Source organism: Vibrio sp. JZG120, from assembly GCF_053890955.1.
In genome coordinates this window covers 986,675-1,002,975 of the sequence record NZ_JBSRRK010000001.1, presented here as the reverse complement: position 1 = coordinate 1,002,975, position 16,301 = coordinate 986,675, and the positions used below count along the sequence as shown (strand labels likewise).

Below are 16,301 nucleotides of genomic sequence, written 5' to 3'. Positions count from 1 at the left end.
TATAATCTGTTCTCTCAAACAAAAGGCTTCCGAACTGGAAGCCTTTATCATTTGGTTTTTACCAGTTACTTTTCGCTCGGGCGTTGCAGGTGTTCTGCAAGCACTTTAGTAAACCTTGCTGCTTCACCACCAGTACAAGCGCGATGATCAAACGTTACTGATAGCGGCATTGCTTTCACCGAAATTGCTTGACCATTTCTTATCACCACTCGGTCGAGTATTCGACCAGCACCAACAATAGCGACTTGCGGAGGTGTGACGACAGGTGTCGCGTAAATGCCGGCAATCGCTCCAAAGTTGGAAAGCGTAATCGTCGCGTGCTGTAATTGCTCTCGACCGATTTTTCTCTCTCTGATCCCTTCAACAGTTTGATCGAGCCAACGACGAACATCCTGTGGCTCGTATTCATCTGCGTGGCGCAATACGGGTACGTACAAGCCATGACGGCTATCTACAGCAATACCAAGGTTAACTGTATTGTGCACGCAACGCGTCATGGTTTCTGCATCAAACCAAGCATTTAAAGCGGGCTCTTCCTGACACGCATGAACAATCGCTTGAACTAGACGGATACTGATGTCTTCGTTCGGCAGCCAGTCTTCCAGCAACGCTTCTTCTGTAATGGTCACGGCAGCAACGTGCTCGTGTGACTCAGTCATCGACGACACCATGGTGCGTCGAGCGCCTTTCAATACTTCTGTGCCCGGACGCTGTTTTCCGGCTTCGTCGTAAATGTCGGCATCAACGATAAGACCGTTTGGACCACTGCCTGACACGAGATTAAGATCTACCCCAAGTTTTTGTGCCAATAGACGAGCCGACGGTAGAGCAGTAACTAGATTACTCTCTGTCGTGTTGTGATTGCCTCCAATCCAGAAGTCATCGACGTTAACGTGATGCGCTTGATGAGAAACGTTGCCGACAACGGTCGCGGCGTCAGCAGTCTCTTTTTTCTCTACCGTAGCCCCGCGCTCTGCGCCAGTTTCGTCAATTTCGAGTAGCAATGCGCCAATATTGACGATATCACCTTCTTCCCCATGGCGGTTGACTACACGGCCCGAGTAGGGGGCGGGAACGTCGACCGTCGCTTTTGCTGTCTCGACAGTTAAGATCACTTGATCCAACTTAACCATGTCACCGACATTAACGTGCCATTTTACAATTTCTGATTCAGCGAGGCCTTCGCCGAGATCGGGTAAGTTAAACGTCTTCATTTCCAATCCTCCACGAGTTCGCGCGCTGCGGTCACAATGTCTTCTTCCTGAACCATGAAATAATCTTCGTTACGGTAATAAGGCATAATGGTGTCCATTCCAGTTACTCGTTTAGGTGGGGCTTTTAGTAAGCACATGGCGTGTTCGGCTGTTCGAGCTAAAAGCTCAGAGCCCACACCACAAGTTTTACTCGCTTCATGAACAACGAGTAAACGTCCGGTTTTTTCTAGTGAGCTGAAAATCGTTGCGGTATCAATTGGCTTAATGCTCGCCAAATCAATCACCTCGACTTCAATTCCTTGACTAGATAAGGTCTGTGCGGCTTGAAGTGACTCTACGACGCATGCGCCCCAAGTAACAAGCGTGATATCTCGCCCCTTACGTAAGGTGAAGCAGGTGTCGAGTGGAAGTGCTTCGCCATTATCAACGACTTCAGATTTTACGGTTCGATAAATGCGTTTCGGTTCGAAGAACATGACAGGATCATTACTTCGAATCGCGGCGAGAAGCAGGCCGTATGCGCGTTGAGGTGAAGAAGGAATCACTACTTTAAAGCCAGCAGTGTGCGCAAATAGCGCCTCTACACTTTCTGAGTGGTGCTCTGGAGCGTGAATACCGCCACCAAATGGCGCACGAAAAACCGCAGGGCAAGTGAGGCGACCGCGAGTTCGGTTACGCATGCGTGCCGCGTGGCACATTAAGTGCTCCATTGCCGGAAAAACAAAACCTTGAAATTGAAATTCGGCGACAGGTCGTAATCCTTGCGTTGCCATGCCGACCGCAACACCGCCGATTAACGCTTCAGCGAGGGGCGTATCGATCACTCGTTTGAGACCAAACTCTTGTTTGAGCCCTACGGTGGCACGGAATACGCCACCATTATCACCTACGTCCTCACCTAACACGACAACATTTTGGTCTTGTTGCATTTCGTGGTGCAGAGCGAGGTTTACTGCTTCAACTAACGTTAGCTCAGCCATGTTTGCCTCCCTGCATTCGCATTGCTTTGTTGATGAGTTCATCTCTTTGAGCGTGAAGCTCTTGGGGAAGCGATTCATACAAATAATCGAACCCAGTTTCTGGTGCTTGTGACGGTAAGCTGAGGTAGCGTTCAACTGCCAGTTCCACTTGTTCCTTGCAGTATTCTAGCCATTGTTGCTCTTGTTCATCGCTCCAAGCACCTTGATTAAGGAGATACGTTTTAAGACGTGCTATAGGTTCGTATTGCCATGCGGTTTGAACATCGTCCTCTTTACGATAACGAGTCGCATCATCGGCAGTAGTGTGGTCACTTAATCGGTAACTGACCGCTTCGATGAGTGTTGCGCCTTTCCCTTTTCTCGCTCTCTCAAGTGCGGTCTTGGTTGCATCATAAACGGCGACGACATCGTTACCATCTACCGTAATGCCCGGTATACCAGCGCCTTGCGCTTTTTCTGATAAGAAATCGGCAGCACATTGAAGGCTACGCGGCACTGAAATTGCCCACTGGTTGTTATTCACGACGAAAACAAGTGGAATATTCCAAGTACCCGCACAGTTTATTGACTCTAGAAAATCCCCTTTGGATGTACCGCCATCGCCACACATGACTAGCGCAGCTTCATGGTTACCTTGAATTTTCAATGCGGAAGCCACCCCGACAGCGTGCGTACATTGCGTCGCAATGGGGACACAGAATGGAAGATCTCGGCTAGGAATTGGGCTGCCCTCTGGAGCAAAATCACTACCGCGCTCATCACCGCCCCAGTATTGAAGATTCTTCTCCATGCCAATACCACGACACCACATTGCAGGCATATCGCGATAATAAGGGACAAATACATCATCGGCTTTCAGCGCTCTGCCGACCGCAATGCCGATGGCTTCAGCACCTAGGTGCGAAGGGTAGGTCCCTAACTTGCCGGTGCGTTGCAACGCAACGGCTTTGTTGTCGTAAGTGCGAGTCAATACCATGTCTCGGTAAAACCCGACCAAAGTTTCAGTGTCAGCCCAGTTGGGTAGTTGGCCGACTAGGTCCCCATGATGGTCGATAAACCGATGCATGGGTAATGCCTGAACGTTCATCTCAAGCTCCTTTTGACGCTGCGTGTCTTTTGGACTGCAGCTGTTCATATCAAACCAGAGTTTGTATGGGTACTCAAACTCTGATATCAGCGCAAAGGCCATACCTAAGGTTGCTTGTGTTTTCTATAGCTGTAGGCATCTGTACGTCCTTTAAACTATTTTCCGATAACACCGCTGCGGCTATTTCATCGCAAGACACAGAGAAACATTTTTTCTGCATCTAACCCTCTAACTAAATCGTGGTATAGCCAGATACAATAAGTGTAAACAAATTGTTAAATTGTGCTTCATTTTGACTTTCGCCCAGTAGTAAAGTTTTGCTTACACCTTGATTTGGCAGAGTAATATGCTGTTATTTTGTTGGTGGTATTTTTAAATTCGAATTTAATTACTGGTTAATGAAACATATTTGCAACAAAATTTGGCTGTAAAATTTGACAAAGTGAGTCATTATTAATGAATCAACTCAAGTAGTTGTTATGTGTTGTATTGAGATTTTTTGTTGTGCCCGAAACTCCGGCCTTATGAGAATACATAACTTCTTCCCAACAGAGTGGAATCAAGGTAGGGTGACGGCATTACAAATGTATACCCTCGGCGGTCCTTGAGCTTATCAGCAGTAGATGGCGCTCAAGTCGAAGTGATTATGGAGAAATTATGTATCACGCTCATGTTTATTTTCCTTTAAGAGAACAAGATAAAGCGCAAGCCTTGAACGAGATCATCCGTCAAGAGCGTCAAGATGTGCTGCGTGTGTTTCCTTTGGTTGGAAGATTGGTTGGCCCACATAAAATGCCGATGTTTGAAATTCATCTAGAGTCATTGAGTGAAGAGTTTTTGGCTTGGCTCGATACAATTCGAGGTGATTTTTCTGTGCTTATCCATCCTGTGAGTGAAGAAGAGTTGCTCGATCATACGGAACGCGCGATTTGGCTGGGTAGAGAGATTGGTGTATTTGAAGAGAAGCTAGAGAAATAGCTGTTCCTCCCGCATGTATGACCGCTTTGAATGCTTCTCCCCTCATCGCGGTCACCGTAGCAAGTTAGCGTTTTCATGTTCGTTAATAAGTCGCGATTTCCTTTTCTCCATTCTGCAGGCCCTGTTTTTGTGTGCTAAACCTACAAGTAGGTTTTTGAGCTTAAGCATCAAGTGAGACCATGTTTCTGTTTAGCATGTCGTTAAATAAGTTTTGGCAGCAATAAAATAATAAGTTCAGATAAATGAAATAGGTATAGCAGGGAAGTGCAGTTTACGACCCCAACGCCATTGGCAGTGGAGCTGATAATTTCTGAGGGGGAAGGGTATGTTTTCGATACTCTTGGTCATACTTTCACTGTATATATTTTGGTTGTTGTTTCGCAACGGACCTGCATTCGCCGAACGCGTCGCTCATCAAAAACGTAACTGGGTTGGACCTACCGCCAACAAAGAAGAATGGCGAGGATATTGTACGGATGTATTTCAGCCGTTCAGCTCTCAAACGACTTTTTACGCCATCGCTTATTTTGCGAATTATATTGCAGCAGCAAATGCGATATCTTGGTCAACAGTATATGAAGGGGATTACCCGATCATCATAAGCCGATTTGGTAGCTACTTTATTTTAAATACTCACGATTCACTAGTGGTTGCAGGGTTTATTGCGCTTGCTTTCTTTATCATCAATTGGCAGCTTGCCATGCACTGTTCTGGTATTCTTAGTCAGTATCTAGTGCGGATTCTTATTATCAATCGAACTCGCTTTGTTGCGATTAGCTTAGTGTTTTGCAGTTACTTTGCGTATCTCTTGACTGTTGGTATTTTCTGGTTGTTCCATGACGGTTATTCGATCTGGCACGGGTTAACGCTTACTCCTGTATTCTTATTATTAGCGTTATTGGTTGCGGTTGTTTTGCCATCTATGAAAAAAGAGAGCAATAAACCTTAGATAGACTTGCCACGTTAAATTACACACGATTTTAGGATAGTAATTCCTATGCCATTAAGTTAGCATTGCCGGCTTTTTAACGGTCTACAGGCCCTTATTAGTGGGAGGAACTATGTTTATCGGCTTTGACTATGGCACTGCAAACTGTTCAGTGGCAAAAATGGAATCGGGTGAGCCAGTAATGCTTAACCTAGAAGGGAGCAGTCCATTTATTCCTTCCACCCTTGCTGCACCGACTCGTGAATCGGTATCCGAGCACTTATTTCGCCATCGAGATATTAAACCATTAGATCAAGTTGGTGAGCAGGTTTTACGCCGGGCAATCAATTTAAACAGAGAAGAAAGTATTGATCTCGAATCTGACGACATTGCATTTGGTCAGGCGGCGCTTAATCTCTATTTGGAAGATCCTCGTGATATCTATTACGTAAAGTCGCCGAAGTCTTTTCTTGGCGCTTCTGGCTTGCGTGACGTGCAATTGGCTTTCTTCGAAGATCTTGTCTGCGCGATGATGGACAATATTAAGTCGCAAGCCGAAAACGATGCGCAGCAAAGTATTACCGATGCTGTTATCGGCCGGCCAATTAACTTCCATGGGCGTGGCGGTGAAACGGCTAACATTCAGGCTGAAAGCATTTTGTTGCGGGCAGCGAAACGTGCGGGCTTCCAAAATGTGGAGTTTCAGTTTGAGCCTGTCGCGGCGGGCCTAGAGTATGAAGCGACACTCAGCGAAGACAAAACCATTCTAGTGGTCGATATTGGCGGTGGTACAACGGACTGCTCGTTGATTCAAATGGGGCCGTCTTGGCGTGGCAAAGCGGATAGGACCGCAAGCTTGTTAGCTCATAGTGGCCAGCGCGTCGGCGGGAATGATCTTGATATTGCGTTAGCATTTAAGCAGCTCATGTTCCCGTTTGGCATGGAAAGCAAAATGGAGTCAGGTATTGTGATGCCGACCACCCAATTTTGGAACCCGATAGCAATCAACAATGTAGAAGCGCAGAGTGATTTCTATTCGCGAGAGAACCTATTCGCGTTGAAGTTGCTTCAAAAGCAGGCTCAAGAGCCAGAAAAGCTTGCTCGTTTGCTAGAGGTGTATCATGAGTCTTTAGGCTACAACATTGTTCGCCGTGCCGAAGAAGCGAAAGTGGCGCTTTCAGAACAAGCTTCTTACCGAACTGGCATCAACTTACTGTCAGAACTGATTGAAGTCGATGTGCAACGAGACGAAATGATCGAGGCGATTCAGTCGCCGAAGAATAAAATGACAGCGTTGGTGACAGAAGCGGTAGAGCAAGCTGGGGTGAAACCCGATGCTATCTTTATGACTGGTGGTTCGGCACGCTCGCCAATCTTGCGCGATGCGGTGCAAACTGTACTGCCAAATATTCCGGTTGTCAGTGGAAATTATTTTGGCTCGGTCACTGCTGGCCTAGCTCGTTGGGCTGAGGTCTGTTTCAAGTAGAAAGAAAACTAATTGCGCTATGGGCATTGTTACCAAATTTATGACTTCGTCTCGCGAAGCGCTGCTATTCTTCTGAAGAATCGGGTTATGATCTATCGGAATAATGATTTTTACTAAGCTGAAATAAAAATGCCCGCTAAATCAGCGGGCATTTTTGTTTACGTCATTAATGGTGCATGTGTTTTTCCATGTGTCCTTGTTTTTCAACCGCCATTTCTACTTCCACTTTACCCGCGTTTTTGAATGTTAACGTCATAGGGAAGCGGTCACCTTCTTTGAGCGCTTGTGTTGGATTGAAAATCATTAAATGGAAGCTGCCTGGCTTAAACAACACTGAGTCATTGGCTGGAACGTGCACTTCGTCAATCTTAATCATTTTCATCACACCATCTTCTTTCTTATGCGTGTGAATTTCGACATGTCCTGCGATTGGGCTTTCTGCTGCGATCAATGCATCTTCACTGTCACCGTGGTTGGTTAATTGAAAAAAACCACCGATAACAGGTGCGTTTGGTGGCGCTTCGCGGCTCCATGGATGGTCGATATGAATTTTTCCTGCTTCATAATCGTGCGCTAAACTCAGTGGGCTAGCGATGACAGCAATAAGCGCGATAGCGGCGGTTTTTAATGATTTAAGCATGTGTTTTTCCTTTTGAATGAATAGCTTCTCTGAATGGACAACAAACAGAGTCATCGTTATTTTTTAATAAAGTTGTCAATGATTAGATGCCTGTTAGGCAGGAAAAACACTCGGCGGAGAATGCTTAGGCGCGATATGTTTGTAAACGAGCTTATCGCATTTTGAAAATCGGTAAAGCGTCAGAACTTTCTTGACTCGGCGTAGCCAATGGATGGTAGTCAGGTATAGCCCAATCGCAACCAAAAGAAAGAATTGAACCGCTTGAAGAAGCGGACACTCAAACTGAAAGCCTTCATGTAAATTAAGATCTTGAATGAGCGTAGAAGAAGGTTGAGCGTTAGCTTCAATCAGCGTATTGATATCCACCCATTTGAAACCATCTGCGGTACACAGTAAGACCTTTTCACTTTGAACTTTGTTAAGCCAGGTTGTGCTGTGAACTTGTGTTGGGTTAAGAGTCGCTGTGGACGCTAAATACAACTGAAACAACACCGCGATAATAACCGCAATAGCGTGCAAGCGGTGGTGTTTATGCTGTATTAGAGTGTTTTCCATACAATTGAGTGCTTATCTTCTTCGGCGCGGGATACTAACAAATTAACCAAACAATGTAATTATCAGTTTACTAAAAGGTGATGCAAGTGTGCATTATTTGTTTTATTGCCTATTTTTAACGCTTTAATAGCTTGGCTCTTTACGATTTAAAGCAACGTGTTACGGCAGATGGCATGTCTTGATTAGGCTGGAATTCATAACCTCCAATTCAGTTTGTCTGTCTTGCCTAGTCGCTTTTGAAGATATTGAATAAATCTCTCTTATATGTCACTGAAGCTTCGGTTAGTGGGTGTCGTGGTGGTGTTTTTACGTGCTAGATTTGGCTGATATCGATTCAAAGTGCACACCGAATCTTCACTTGTTTTCCATTAACGGAATTATGACAGTAATTTAATAAAGGATACGGTATTCTGCGCTCCTTTGTACATGCCAGAACGTCCGTCCTACTTAGTCGGAGGGGCGATTAATCTTAAGAAATTTCTCAAATGAAATACGAACAACAGATTGGATATCGATACCCTAAAGGTCGATTTGCCATGGTGAGTGTATACGCATTCACTGGTGCTGCGATTTTAGCATCGACTATTTTTTCTCTATTGCTGTTTTTGTCGATCGACGAAAACCCGATGATGCAAACCTTATTTGGTGGTTTAGCGATTATTTTTGAAGCGGGTAAGTTCTACGCTTGGTATGAATACGGTGAGCGCCGAGCCCATCGCAACTATACAGGGGCGGCAACCGCTCTCGTGTTTTATTTAGTCTTAGCTGCGATCTCCATTGGCGGTAGTATTGGTGGCATTAACAGTGCAACAAACAGCGCACAAAGCCATATTTCGGTAGAGCAGGCGAAAGTGGAAGCGTTTAATCGCCAAATTGCGGCAATCGATAAACAGATTGAGCTCAACAATATGGCAGCGCAGAAATACATCGAGATGGAGCGTATCGCGACTGGTGTAACTCGCATTCAGGAGCAAAACAAAACCTTACGCGAAGAGCAGCAACGCTTGGCTATGGAACGTGATAGTTTGCCACCGGTCACGCAAGGCTCAGTTATTGGTTTGATTGATAGCCTGGCCAACGCATTTGGTACCACCTCTCAGCAAGCTCAGCTTGGCTTGGTTGTATTTCTTTCGATTCTGTTGGATTTCTTTGCTGCATTTTTTGTCGGCCTGATTGGTGAAGAGCAACGGTTCAGACATTTCTATCGCCGAAATGAGGGCATGATACTGAAAACGGTTCGCGATATCGATCCAGAGCCAGCGGGGTATCTTCCTCATATCAAAGAGGAAGAAGAGCAAGAAATACCAGTAACGCCGGAGCCTGAAGAGCCAAAAGAACCGAAAACTTTGTTAGAGCAAGTGAGCGATGCACTTAAAACGCATCAAATTACGTGCACTAAAAAAGCCGTTGCAAAACAATTTAGGCTATCTGCGGAAGAGGTAGACAAGGTGTTTGAGGAATTGGCAGAGCTCGGTTTAGTGGGTAAAAAAGCCAACCACCATTATCATTGGATAGGTCAGACAGAGGCCGCATAATTGGTTATCAATTAGAGATCGAAAAGAGCGTCAATCGGCGCTCTTTTTTTACTGTAAGGTTTCGCTACTAAAGTGAGCCAAAAGAAGAGAGAGGATTTAAAATAGAAAAACAAAAAAGTGCCACCGAAGTGACACTTTTTCTTTAGCGTAGAAGGTATCAGTTGTCGTAAACGTCCAACTCCACTTCACGGGCAATATTTTGGTCGTTGATGATTACACCATCGACTTCGACACGAGCACCATTTAGGTTAAGTTCTTCGATGCCTTGGAAGCGTGTTTGTACATCAATCACAACGGTAGTGTTGTTTAGCAATTGATCTGCGTCGTTTTCGCAACGCTCGATGTCAAATGTTCTTGCTTCAGCATCGTAGTTTGATACGTATCCTTCACATTCAAATTCTTTACCTTGCCATTGGTTGTTATCGTCAAAGTCTGGTTGCTCAAACTCAATAACGGTAGCGATGCGTTTGCCATTTTTCATGACAGACGTTACTTCCACTTCTTGACCTTGTTTTAGGTTCGCTTTGCTGCCATCTTCAAATCGTGTTGCGTTATCGATGAAGAATGCACCTCGGTAGTTTAATGAAAACTCACTGTAATCATTTGCAACCCAAGTCACGATGCCTTCCACATCGCTGTCATTGCTTATGACGTCGTAGCCTTCAACTTCTACCTCATTTGCCATGAAGACGCCGTTTTGCATTTCACCTTCTACTTCCACCCATTGGCCGATGCTAAGTTGGCTAATGTTGTCGTAAGATACGGTTATATTTGTACCAAGCTCAAACGTGCCAGCATTTTCATCGATACTTGTAATGCGACCTTCCAGTTCGTAGTAGCTTCCAAGGGCTGGGTAATCGTTATCTACGTCGATCTCGACCACAGACAACACTCGATAACCTGCATCAGCAGTCGGCAAGGATGACACCATCACCCAGTCGTTGATCTCTATATCATCACTTAAACCGTCAAACTGCAGATCTACGCCGTTTACCGTAAATGTTTTCTTCACATAATCAATTGCTGTAACACGTCCGGTAATGGTTGGCTCAAGTGTTACTAAGAAGCCATCGTCAGACGCTTTACGAACATCTGTTCCTACTTGAACCATCATTTTGGGTTCTACATCGGCCAATTGCATTGATGTATCGCTATAAACCACCCCAGACACATGGTATGTATATCCATTGACGGTTAACGTGTTTTCTTCAGCGTTGACCGCTTCAACAGAGCCAATCGCTACACTTGGTTTCACTACTGGTTGAGTTGGTGTGCTATCGCTATTGCTGCCACCACCTGAACCACCACAACCAGACAATGCCAAACCTACTACAGAAATAAGAGCGAGTTTTTTCATTGTATTAACCTCAATTTACGAGCTAGTTTAGGAAATTGCCTGTATCTTATTGGGCATATCGTGAAGAGATCGTGAAGAGATCGTGAAGAAATGTGATTTTTATGAAAATTTTAATTGTAGATGACAACCACAATGTCTCGGAGACGATTGCGGACTATCTTGAGCTTGAAGGCATGATTATCGATTGTGCGTATCATGGTGAGGCCGCACTGAAGCTAATCGAGGATAATCATTACGATGTAATCATCATGGATATCATGATGCCTAAGCTCGATGGCATTAGTACGGTACAGAAACTTCGACAAGATCAGCTCTGTGGAACGCCAATCCTCTTCCTAACCGCAAAAGATACGTTAGATGACAAAATCGCGGCATTTAAAGCGGGAGGCGATGACTATTTAATGAAGCCATTTGCGATGGAAGAGCTTAGTTTGCGTGTTCATGCTTTGGCTAATCGCGGTCCAAGGCAAGATATTGGCACGCTCAAGTTTGCGGACATTTGTTTAGATGCACGCACAGGCAAAGTGACGAGAAAAGACAAAGAAATTAAGCTGAGCCGAATTCAAACCAAGATTTTAAAGTTACTTCTCCAACGTGCTCCAGCATCGGTTTCGCGCACAGAAGTGATCGATAGTGTGTGGGGAGACGAACCACCCGGAAGTGATGCACTTCGTAGCCATATTTATGGTTTAAGAACCGCGTTAGACAAAGGTTTTGAAGAATCACGATTAGAGACTATTCATGGACAAGGTTACCGACTTAAAGCATAACGAATATCCAAGTATTTATCGCAAGATCCGTTGGGGTTTTGGGGTGATGACGCTTGTGATGTTTACTCTTTTTTGGTCGCTGATTTATGTGGCAGAAAACAAACTTGAAGTGCTGAGTTTACATCACTGGCTTGATACTGAAGCTGCGCTTTATAGTGAGAATTTCGAGAAACAGGGCTGGGATGCGCCATTGCCAAACGTATTGGAGTTCAACTCATATTGGAGTGAAGCACCGACACCGGATTGGTTGCTCTCTTTTACTTCGCCCGGTTTTTACGAATATCTGCTTGGTGAAGAAGACAAACACTTTGTCGTATTGAAACACCCCTCAGGGAAGGGGCTTATGTACATTGTGTTTCAAGATGACTCCGATGATTACCTCGACGAATACGAAAGCTCGCTGCATCAGTTTACGCTACTGCTCGGTGGCTTATTTTCATTTGTTATGGTCGGGTATGGCATTTATATGGTGCGAATATTGTCTCGACCACTAGCGCAAATCGAAGACAAAATCAGCCAAATGTCACCGGATCAACCCGCTTTCCAAGTTGAAACAAAGTTCAGCGAGACACGCCAGATAGAGCAAACTTTGCTGGATAATAAAAACGATATCGCGGGCTATTTCAAACGAGAACAAGAATTTAGTCGTTTTGCATCGCATGAGTTGAGAACGCCAATCATGGTGATCAAAGGCTCAACAGACATTCTAACGCGTATTCCAGAACAACCTCGAGTCGCGCAAAAAGCCATCGCGAGAATGCAGTCAGCTTGTGAAGACATGCGCGTACTGACAGAAGCGTTTCTCTTGCTCGGTAAAGAGAAAATAGAGCCTCAGCATTACGGAGAGCATCAGCTTCTTACTTGTCTACAAAAACAACTGGAAGAGCTGGCTCCTTTATTTGCAAAGCAAGATTCGAATTATTCTTTGCACGAACAACATAGTGGTGTCGTGAATGCACCAGAGAGTTTTGTGACCATTGTTATCAACAATCTGATTAAAAACGCCTTTAGCTATAGTGTGGGAGATATTGAGATTGAGTTGGATGGTCATGCTCTTAAGATCCTGAATCGTCACGATGGTAACGAGACGTACAACGCCGGCTACGGTTGTGGGCTTGTTATCGTACAACGCATATGTGAACGGATGGGATGGGCGTTAATACTGGACGATGATGGTGTTCGATTTAGTGCGAAAGTGGAATTCCGTTCCTAGCTTTGTGCGTCTAACCCACAGTCAAACAAGAAAAAACTGGAATTTGAATTAGACTGAAGTTAGTGACGCGGAAACTTGAGGAACCGTTATGCTTTCTTATCAGGTCAGCAGAAGTATTGAAATTAATAAGAATCAAAGCGAGATTATTGGCTATCTCAAGGATTTTAATAACTGGCCTGATTGGTCACCTTGGATCATTCTTGAACCAAGCTGCGAGCTGACATTCAGCGATAATCAAGGTCACGTTGGAGCTGGTTACCAATGGAATGGTCAGCGTATTGGGACTGGTGCCATTGTATTGGAAAGCACTCAAGAACATCGGTTAGATATGGAGCTTCATTTCTTTCGCCCAATCAAGAGTCACGGAAAGGTAACTCTAATTGTGACGCCGTCACAAGATGGTTGTTTAGTCGAATGGCAAATGCAATCACGCGTTCCTTGGTATCTGTTCTTTTTGAAAAGTATGTTTAAGTCGATGATAGAGATGGATTATCAACGTGGGCTACGCATGCTCAAAAGCAAACTTGAAACCGGACAAGTGCTCTCAGACTTGGTTGAAATTGGTAATCGAACCCAGCCTCAGGTTCATTACATCGGAATAAAAGGCGAGGCCAGCATTCCAGAATTAGGTCCGGTAATAGAAGAACAAGTTCACAAGTTAAAGCAGATAGTTGATGACAAGGGCTTATCTGTGAACGGCGAGTTATTTTGTTATTACCAGTCGATGGATATGCAGAAAGGTATGTTTGAGTTTATCACTTGCTTACCACTTGATAACGCGGTAAGTGCGCCAGAGGGGGCGGTTACTGGTACCATACCTGAGAGTGAAACATTTGTCGTCGAGCACCGTGGGGAATATCAGTTTTTGGGAAATGCATGGGCTTTAGCGATGAACTTGGTTCGCCAGAGTGGTATGAAAGCCAAAACCAGTCCATTAGGGATTGAGCGCTACTTAGATAACCCGCAAGAAACCACGCAGGATAAACTAAGAACCGAAGTTATTTTATTTAAGAAATGACAGGCGTTGCCGGACACGCTCCCCTAAATATCATGCTAGTTCCGTAGTAATCTACAAAAGAAAAAGAGGGTCTCTATACCCATCTATAAAAATGCCTCAGCAATCGCTGAGGCATGGTTTTATCAGCCAACTTCTCTTGCTAGAGAATTATTGTGCACGGTACTTACCGCTGTTTAGTTCAATTTTAGACGCTTTTACCCGGCTGTCTGCGTTTAGATAGTCGCTAATGCTCAGTAGATCTTGATCTTGAGATGCTTTTAACACCGCAGATTCTCCCTCTGCGAAGACAACTTCCAGCTTTAGCTCTTTGGCGACCGCTTTCGCTTCGTTAGGGTTGTTTACCGTGATGTAAACCAGTCCAGTGGCCTTGGATACATTGCTAAATGCATTCTTAAACACTTCATCACCGGCTTGAAGCTTTACTTCTTCGGATAGGCTCCTAGCTGTACCCGTTTGCACCTTGCGATAATCTTGGCCATTAATCTCAACCGCTTCTGAAGGCACGAACAGTTCAGGTGCGGGTTGTTGAGAGAGTTGTTGCTCAGCGTATGCGCTAGCCGTCATCATAGAAAGAGCCAGCATAGAAAATGATATGTATTTCATGTAATTGACTCCTTAGTGTCCAAAGATGCGCATCGACCAGTTCTTAATAACACCTGGCTGAGCGTTGTTTGCCATCGGAACGTCATAGATGGTTGAAGAGTTAAAATATGCAACGTAAGAAAAGACTTCGTCGCCATTCGTATCGATTGCTCGTAATGTCCATTCGCCTTTTGCATCTTCGCCATAGAACTGGTTAGACAACATTAGTTGGTCTTTGTAGCCAGTAATCGTTGGGTCAAGAGATTGACCAACAAGACCATTACGTGGTGTTTGCAAAACGGAACGAGTCCCTGATGGCGAAACGAGCTCGATAGCTAAGTCGGGCAGGCGAGAGTGGTCTAATGTCAATTTCACTTGAACGGATTCTACCTTCAGATCATCGGCAATGGCGATACTTGATGAACCGCCAGCCAAACTCGCATCGGGTACACTTACTTCTTTAGTATTGTTAACCCAAGGCGTAATAACTTGAGGCGGTAAAACACGATTCGTCATGCGAGCACGTTGCATTGCTTCATCCAAATCGACAGCTCCGAAGCCATAAAAAGTATGGAAATCTACGCCTGCAGCGTTTTTCTGCCAAGGAGAAATGGCCTCGTAGATAACCTGTTCACCTTTGTGGTTAGTAAATTCAAGTCGTACGCCTGGATGCGTTTTATCCGTTACTTTTGCTGTTTCCGCTAGTAAAGCACGTACATCACGAGCAGAAAGTGCATGATTCGTGGACATGATTGCCGCGATGGCACCGGACGTGTTTGGCGCAGCAGACGAGGTTCCGTTCATTGTACTGGTATAGTTACAGTTCGGGTCTAGCTCCGTTCCGCCGTGTAAGCCATTGATACCAAGTCCGTCGCTGGTATTTTGCCCTTCTTCACAACCCATCAAATCGGTGGTGACCATGGCAGGGAAGTCTTGCCCATATTCACCTGCTGGTGCGGCAACCCATACGTTAGATCCCACCGATGAGTAACTCGCTCGCGTGCCATCCGCACGTAGTGCACTGGTGATTAAATTAAAATAGTTGGCGTTGTCATAAGACTGATTGGAGTTGTGCATCGGCAAGCCTTGGTTGTCTCCACCAGCAAAGAAGTTACTTGGTAATACGAAGAATCTTCCCGCATTGAAATAGCGATAACCATTGCCGGCCGACTTAACAAATACAGCACCGCGTCCCCATGAGTTACTCTCACTGACATTTTTTATCACGTCCATTTCAAGTTTAAGTTGAGGATCGCTTTCATCAAAAGTTATTGGGTTGATCGGGCTGAAACCATAGCTTTGGTTAAATACACGAACATCGCGTGTGGCTGGGTCCATGCCGTGAGAGATTAGCCAGCCTTCTAATGTCTGGTTGGCTAACCAGTTAAAACCAATAAGAGAAGAGTGAGAAGCAACACCGCGTCCACCTTCACCATTGTTGCCGACTGCGCTGATCAAACCGGCTACAGCAGTGCCGTGACCATTGGTATCAACCGGATAACTTAATGGGAAAGAAGAGTCTTCGACGAAGTTTCTGCTACCTGTAACTATATTACCTGCAAGATCTGGGTGATCGATCTGCACTCCAGAATCAATGACCGCGACTTTTACACCGATACCCGCAATACCCATTGCTTGAGTGAGCTTGGTGTTTAGGTCGTTCCCAGCAACAGCTGGGTTAGCTGCAAAAGCAGTTTGCCCTGTGTTGTCTAAGTGCCATTGTTCAGAATAGAGTGGATCAAACGCCGAGACGGCAGGTGCAATGCCTACTGCCAACATAGCAGCAAATAGGCGGTTAATGCGTATTTCCATTTTTGACCTCATGTCTTTGTTTGGAATTTTTTAGCTCCTGTTTCATATTCCTCTAACAGGAATAAACAAAGCTAACGACAAAGAATAAGGACGAAAACCATTTACAACTTGTTTACATCAAAAGTTCGACGAACAACATGAGTCAG

Annotated in this window: 15 protein-coding genes; 7 read left to right on the top strand and 8 right to left on the bottom strand. The window is 45.0% G+C overall.

Annotation, left to right across the window (positions count from 1 at the left end; genetic code table 11):
• Positions 1-65: 65 nt before the first annotated feature.
• From ACWPOD_RS04315 to pdhA, 3 genes are read right to left on the bottom strand one after another with little or no spacing between them, the layout of a single operon-like run.
• Entirely contained in the window at positions 66-1,214 is a 1,149-nt protein-coding gene (locus ACWPOD_RS04315; RefSeq protein WP_203342424.1) for a dihydrolipoamide acetyltransferase family protein, read from the bottom strand.
• On the bottom strand, positions 1,211-2,194 hold the full coding sequence (locus ACWPOD_RS04310) for an alpha-ketoacid dehydrogenase subunit beta (RefSeq protein ID WP_005395620.1): 984 nt from the start codon (positions 2,192-2,194) through the stop codon (positions 1,211-1,213). Before ACWPOD_RS04310 ends, ACWPOD_RS04315 begins: the two co-directional genes overlap by 4 nt.
• On the bottom strand, positions 2,187-3,281 hold the full coding sequence (gene pdhA / locus ACWPOD_RS04305; protein ID WP_256964636.1) for a pyruvate dehydrogenase (acetyl-transferring) E1 component subunit alpha: 1,095 nt from the start codon (positions 3,279-3,281) through the stop codon (positions 2,187-2,189). Before pdhA ends, ACWPOD_RS04310 begins: the two co-directional genes overlap by 8 nt.
• Before the next feature lie 657 nt (positions 3,282-3,938).
• Here pdhA and ACWPOD_RS04300 point away from each other — a divergent pair.
• The 3 genes from ACWPOD_RS04300 to yegD all read left to right on the top strand — a co-directional run bounded on the left by ACWPOD_RS04300 (position 3,939) and on the right by yegD (position 6,673).
• A complete protein-coding gene (locus ACWPOD_RS04300; protein WP_005375836.1) occupies positions 3,939-4,259 on the top strand; it encodes a DOPA 4,5-dioxygenase family protein in 321 nt (106 codons plus the stop codon).
• 325 nt (positions 4,260-4,584) lie between these two features.
• Positions 4,585-5,208: a hypothetical protein gene (locus ACWPOD_RS04295; protein WP_005395624.1), complete on the top strand. Its 624-nt coding sequence runs from the start codon at positions 4,585-4,587 to the stop codon at positions 5,206-5,208.
• Positions 5,209-5,320: 112 nt separating this feature from the next.
• On the top strand, positions 5,321-6,673 hold the full coding sequence (gene yegD, locus ACWPOD_RS04290; protein WP_395197363.1) for a molecular chaperone: 1,353 nt from the start codon (positions 5,321-5,323) through the stop codon (positions 6,671-6,673).
• Between the two features lie 166 nt (positions 6,674-6,839).
• Here yegD and ACWPOD_RS04285 read toward each other — a convergent pair whose 3' ends face one another.
• Complete coding sequence (locus ACWPOD_RS04285) at positions 6,840-7,313, bottom strand: copper chaperone PCu(A)C (RefSeq protein WP_167427575.1); 474 nt, start codon at positions 7,311-7,313, stop codon at positions 6,840-6,842.
• 93 nt (positions 7,314-7,406) lie between these two features.
• Positions 7,407-7,868: a hypothetical protein gene (locus ACWPOD_RS04280; protein ID WP_167427574.1), complete on the bottom strand. Its 462-nt coding sequence runs from the start codon at positions 7,866-7,868 to the stop codon at positions 7,407-7,409.
• A 485-nt stretch (positions 7,869-8,353) separates the two neighbouring features.
• Here ACWPOD_RS04280 and ACWPOD_RS04275 point away from each other — a divergent pair, with 485 nt between their 5' ends.
• Entirely contained in the window at positions 8,354-9,403 is a 1,050-nt protein-coding gene (locus tag ACWPOD_RS04275; RefSeq protein ID WP_047009268.1) for a hypothetical protein, read from the top strand.
• 157 nt (positions 9,404-9,560) lie between these two features.
• Here the strand turns inward: ACWPOD_RS04275 and ACWPOD_RS04270 are convergent, their stop codons facing one another.
• Positions 9,561-10,760, bottom strand: a complete 1,200-nt coding sequence (locus tag ACWPOD_RS04270) for a DUF5666 domain-containing protein (protein WP_167427573.1) — start codon at positions 10,758-10,760, stop codon at positions 9,561-9,563.
• A gap of 101 nt (positions 10,761-10,861) precedes the next feature.
• On the opposite strand from ACWPOD_RS04270, the gene ACWPOD_RS04265 reads away from it, so the two are divergent.
• The 3 genes from ACWPOD_RS04265 to ACWPOD_RS04255 all read left to right on the top strand — a co-directional run bounded on the left by ACWPOD_RS04265 (position 10,862) and on the right by ACWPOD_RS04255 (position 13,761).
• Positions 10,862-11,530, top strand: coding sequence for a response regulator transcription factor (locus ACWPOD_RS04265; protein WP_005395631.1), 669 nt, complete (start codon positions 10,862-10,864; stop codon positions 11,528-11,530).
• Positions 11,502-12,743, top strand: coding sequence for a sensor histidine kinase (locus ACWPOD_RS04260; protein ID WP_109169044.1), 1,242 nt, complete (start codon positions 11,502-11,504; stop codon positions 12,741-12,743). The genes ACWPOD_RS04265 and ACWPOD_RS04260 overlap by 29 nt, the downstream gene beginning before the upstream one ends.
• A gap of 88 nt (positions 12,744-12,831) precedes the next feature.
• Positions 12,832-13,761 carry an SRPBCC family protein gene (locus ACWPOD_RS04255; RefSeq protein ID WP_167427572.1) on the top strand — a complete coding sequence of 310 codons (930 nt, stop codon included), beginning with the start codon at positions 12,832-12,834 and terminating at the stop codon, positions 13,759-13,761.
• Between the two features lie 147 nt (positions 13,762-13,908).
• Here the strand turns inward: ACWPOD_RS04255 and ACWPOD_RS04250 are convergent, their stop codons facing one another.
• Both ACWPOD_RS04250 and ACWPOD_RS04245 read right to left on the bottom strand, forming a co-directional pair.
• Positions 13,909-14,364 carry a hypothetical protein gene (locus ACWPOD_RS04250; RefSeq protein ID WP_012842506.1) on the bottom strand — a complete coding sequence of 152 codons (456 nt, stop codon included), beginning with the start codon at positions 14,362-14,364 and terminating at the stop codon, positions 13,909-13,911.
• A gap of 12 nt (positions 14,365-14,376) precedes the next feature.
• Positions 14,377-16,155: a S8 family peptidase gene (locus ACWPOD_RS04245; RefSeq protein WP_167427571.1), complete on the bottom strand. Its 1,779-nt coding sequence runs from the start codon at positions 16,153-16,155 to the stop codon at positions 14,377-14,379.
• Between the last annotated feature and the right edge of the window lie 146 nt (positions 16,156-16,301).

What these genes read in the sequence shown, in the direction of transcription:
- ACWPOD_RS04315 (WP_203342424.1), bottom strand. Translation starts at nt 1,214, where the DNA reads ATGAAGACGTTTAACTTACCCGATCTCGGCGAAGGCCTCGCTGAATCA.
- ACWPOD_RS04310 (WP_005395620.1), bottom strand. Translation starts at nt 2,194, where the DNA reads ATGGCTGAGCTAACGTTAGTTGAAGCAGTAAACCTCGCTCTGCACCAC.
- pdhA (WP_256964636.1), bottom strand. Translation starts at nt 3,281, where the DNA reads ATGAACGTTCAGGCATTACCCATGCATCGGTTTATCGACCATCATGGG.
- ACWPOD_RS04300 (WP_005375836.1), top strand. Translation starts at nt 3,939, where the DNA reads ATGTATCACGCTCATGTTTATTTTCCTTTAAGAGAACAAGATAAAGCG.
- ACWPOD_RS04295 (WP_005395624.1), top strand. Translation starts at nt 4,585, where the DNA reads ATGTTTTCGATACTCTTGGTCATACTTTCACTGTATATATTTTGGTTG.
- yegD (WP_395197363.1), top strand. Translation starts at nt 5,321, where the DNA reads ATGTTTATCGGCTTTGACTATGGCACTGCAAACTGTTCAGTGGCAAAA.
- ACWPOD_RS04285 (WP_167427575.1), bottom strand. Translation starts at nt 7,313, where the DNA reads ATGCTTAAATCATTAAAAACCGCCGCTATCGCGCTTATTGCTGTCATC.
- ACWPOD_RS04280 (WP_167427574.1), bottom strand. Translation starts at nt 7,868, where the DNA reads ATGGAAAACACTCTAATACAGCATAAACACCACCGCTTGCACGCTATT.
- ACWPOD_RS04275 (WP_047009268.1), top strand. Translation starts at nt 8,354, where the DNA reads ATGAAATACGAACAACAGATTGGATATCGATACCCTAAAGGTCGATTT.
- ACWPOD_RS04270 (WP_167427573.1), bottom strand. Translation starts at nt 10,760, where the DNA reads ATGAAAAAACTCGCTCTTATTTCTGTAGTAGGTTTGGCATTGTCTGGT.
- ACWPOD_RS04265 (WP_005395631.1), top strand. Translation starts at nt 10,862, where the DNA reads ATGAAAATTTTAATTGTAGATGACAACCACAATGTCTCGGAGACGATT.
- ACWPOD_RS04260 (WP_109169044.1), top strand. Translation starts at nt 11,502, where the DNA reads ATGGACAAGGTTACCGACTTAAAGCATAACGAATATCCAAGTATTTAT.
- ACWPOD_RS04255 (WP_167427572.1), top strand. Translation starts at nt 12,832, where the DNA reads ATGCTTTCTTATCAGGTCAGCAGAAGTATTGAAATTAATAAGAATCAA.
- ACWPOD_RS04250 (WP_012842506.1), bottom strand. Translation starts at nt 14,364, where the DNA reads ATGAAATACATATCATTTTCTATGCTGGCTCTTTCTATGATGACGGCT.
- ACWPOD_RS04245 (WP_167427571.1), bottom strand. Translation starts at nt 16,155, where the DNA reads ATGGAAATACGCATTAACCGCCTATTTGCTGCTATGTTGGCAGTAGGC.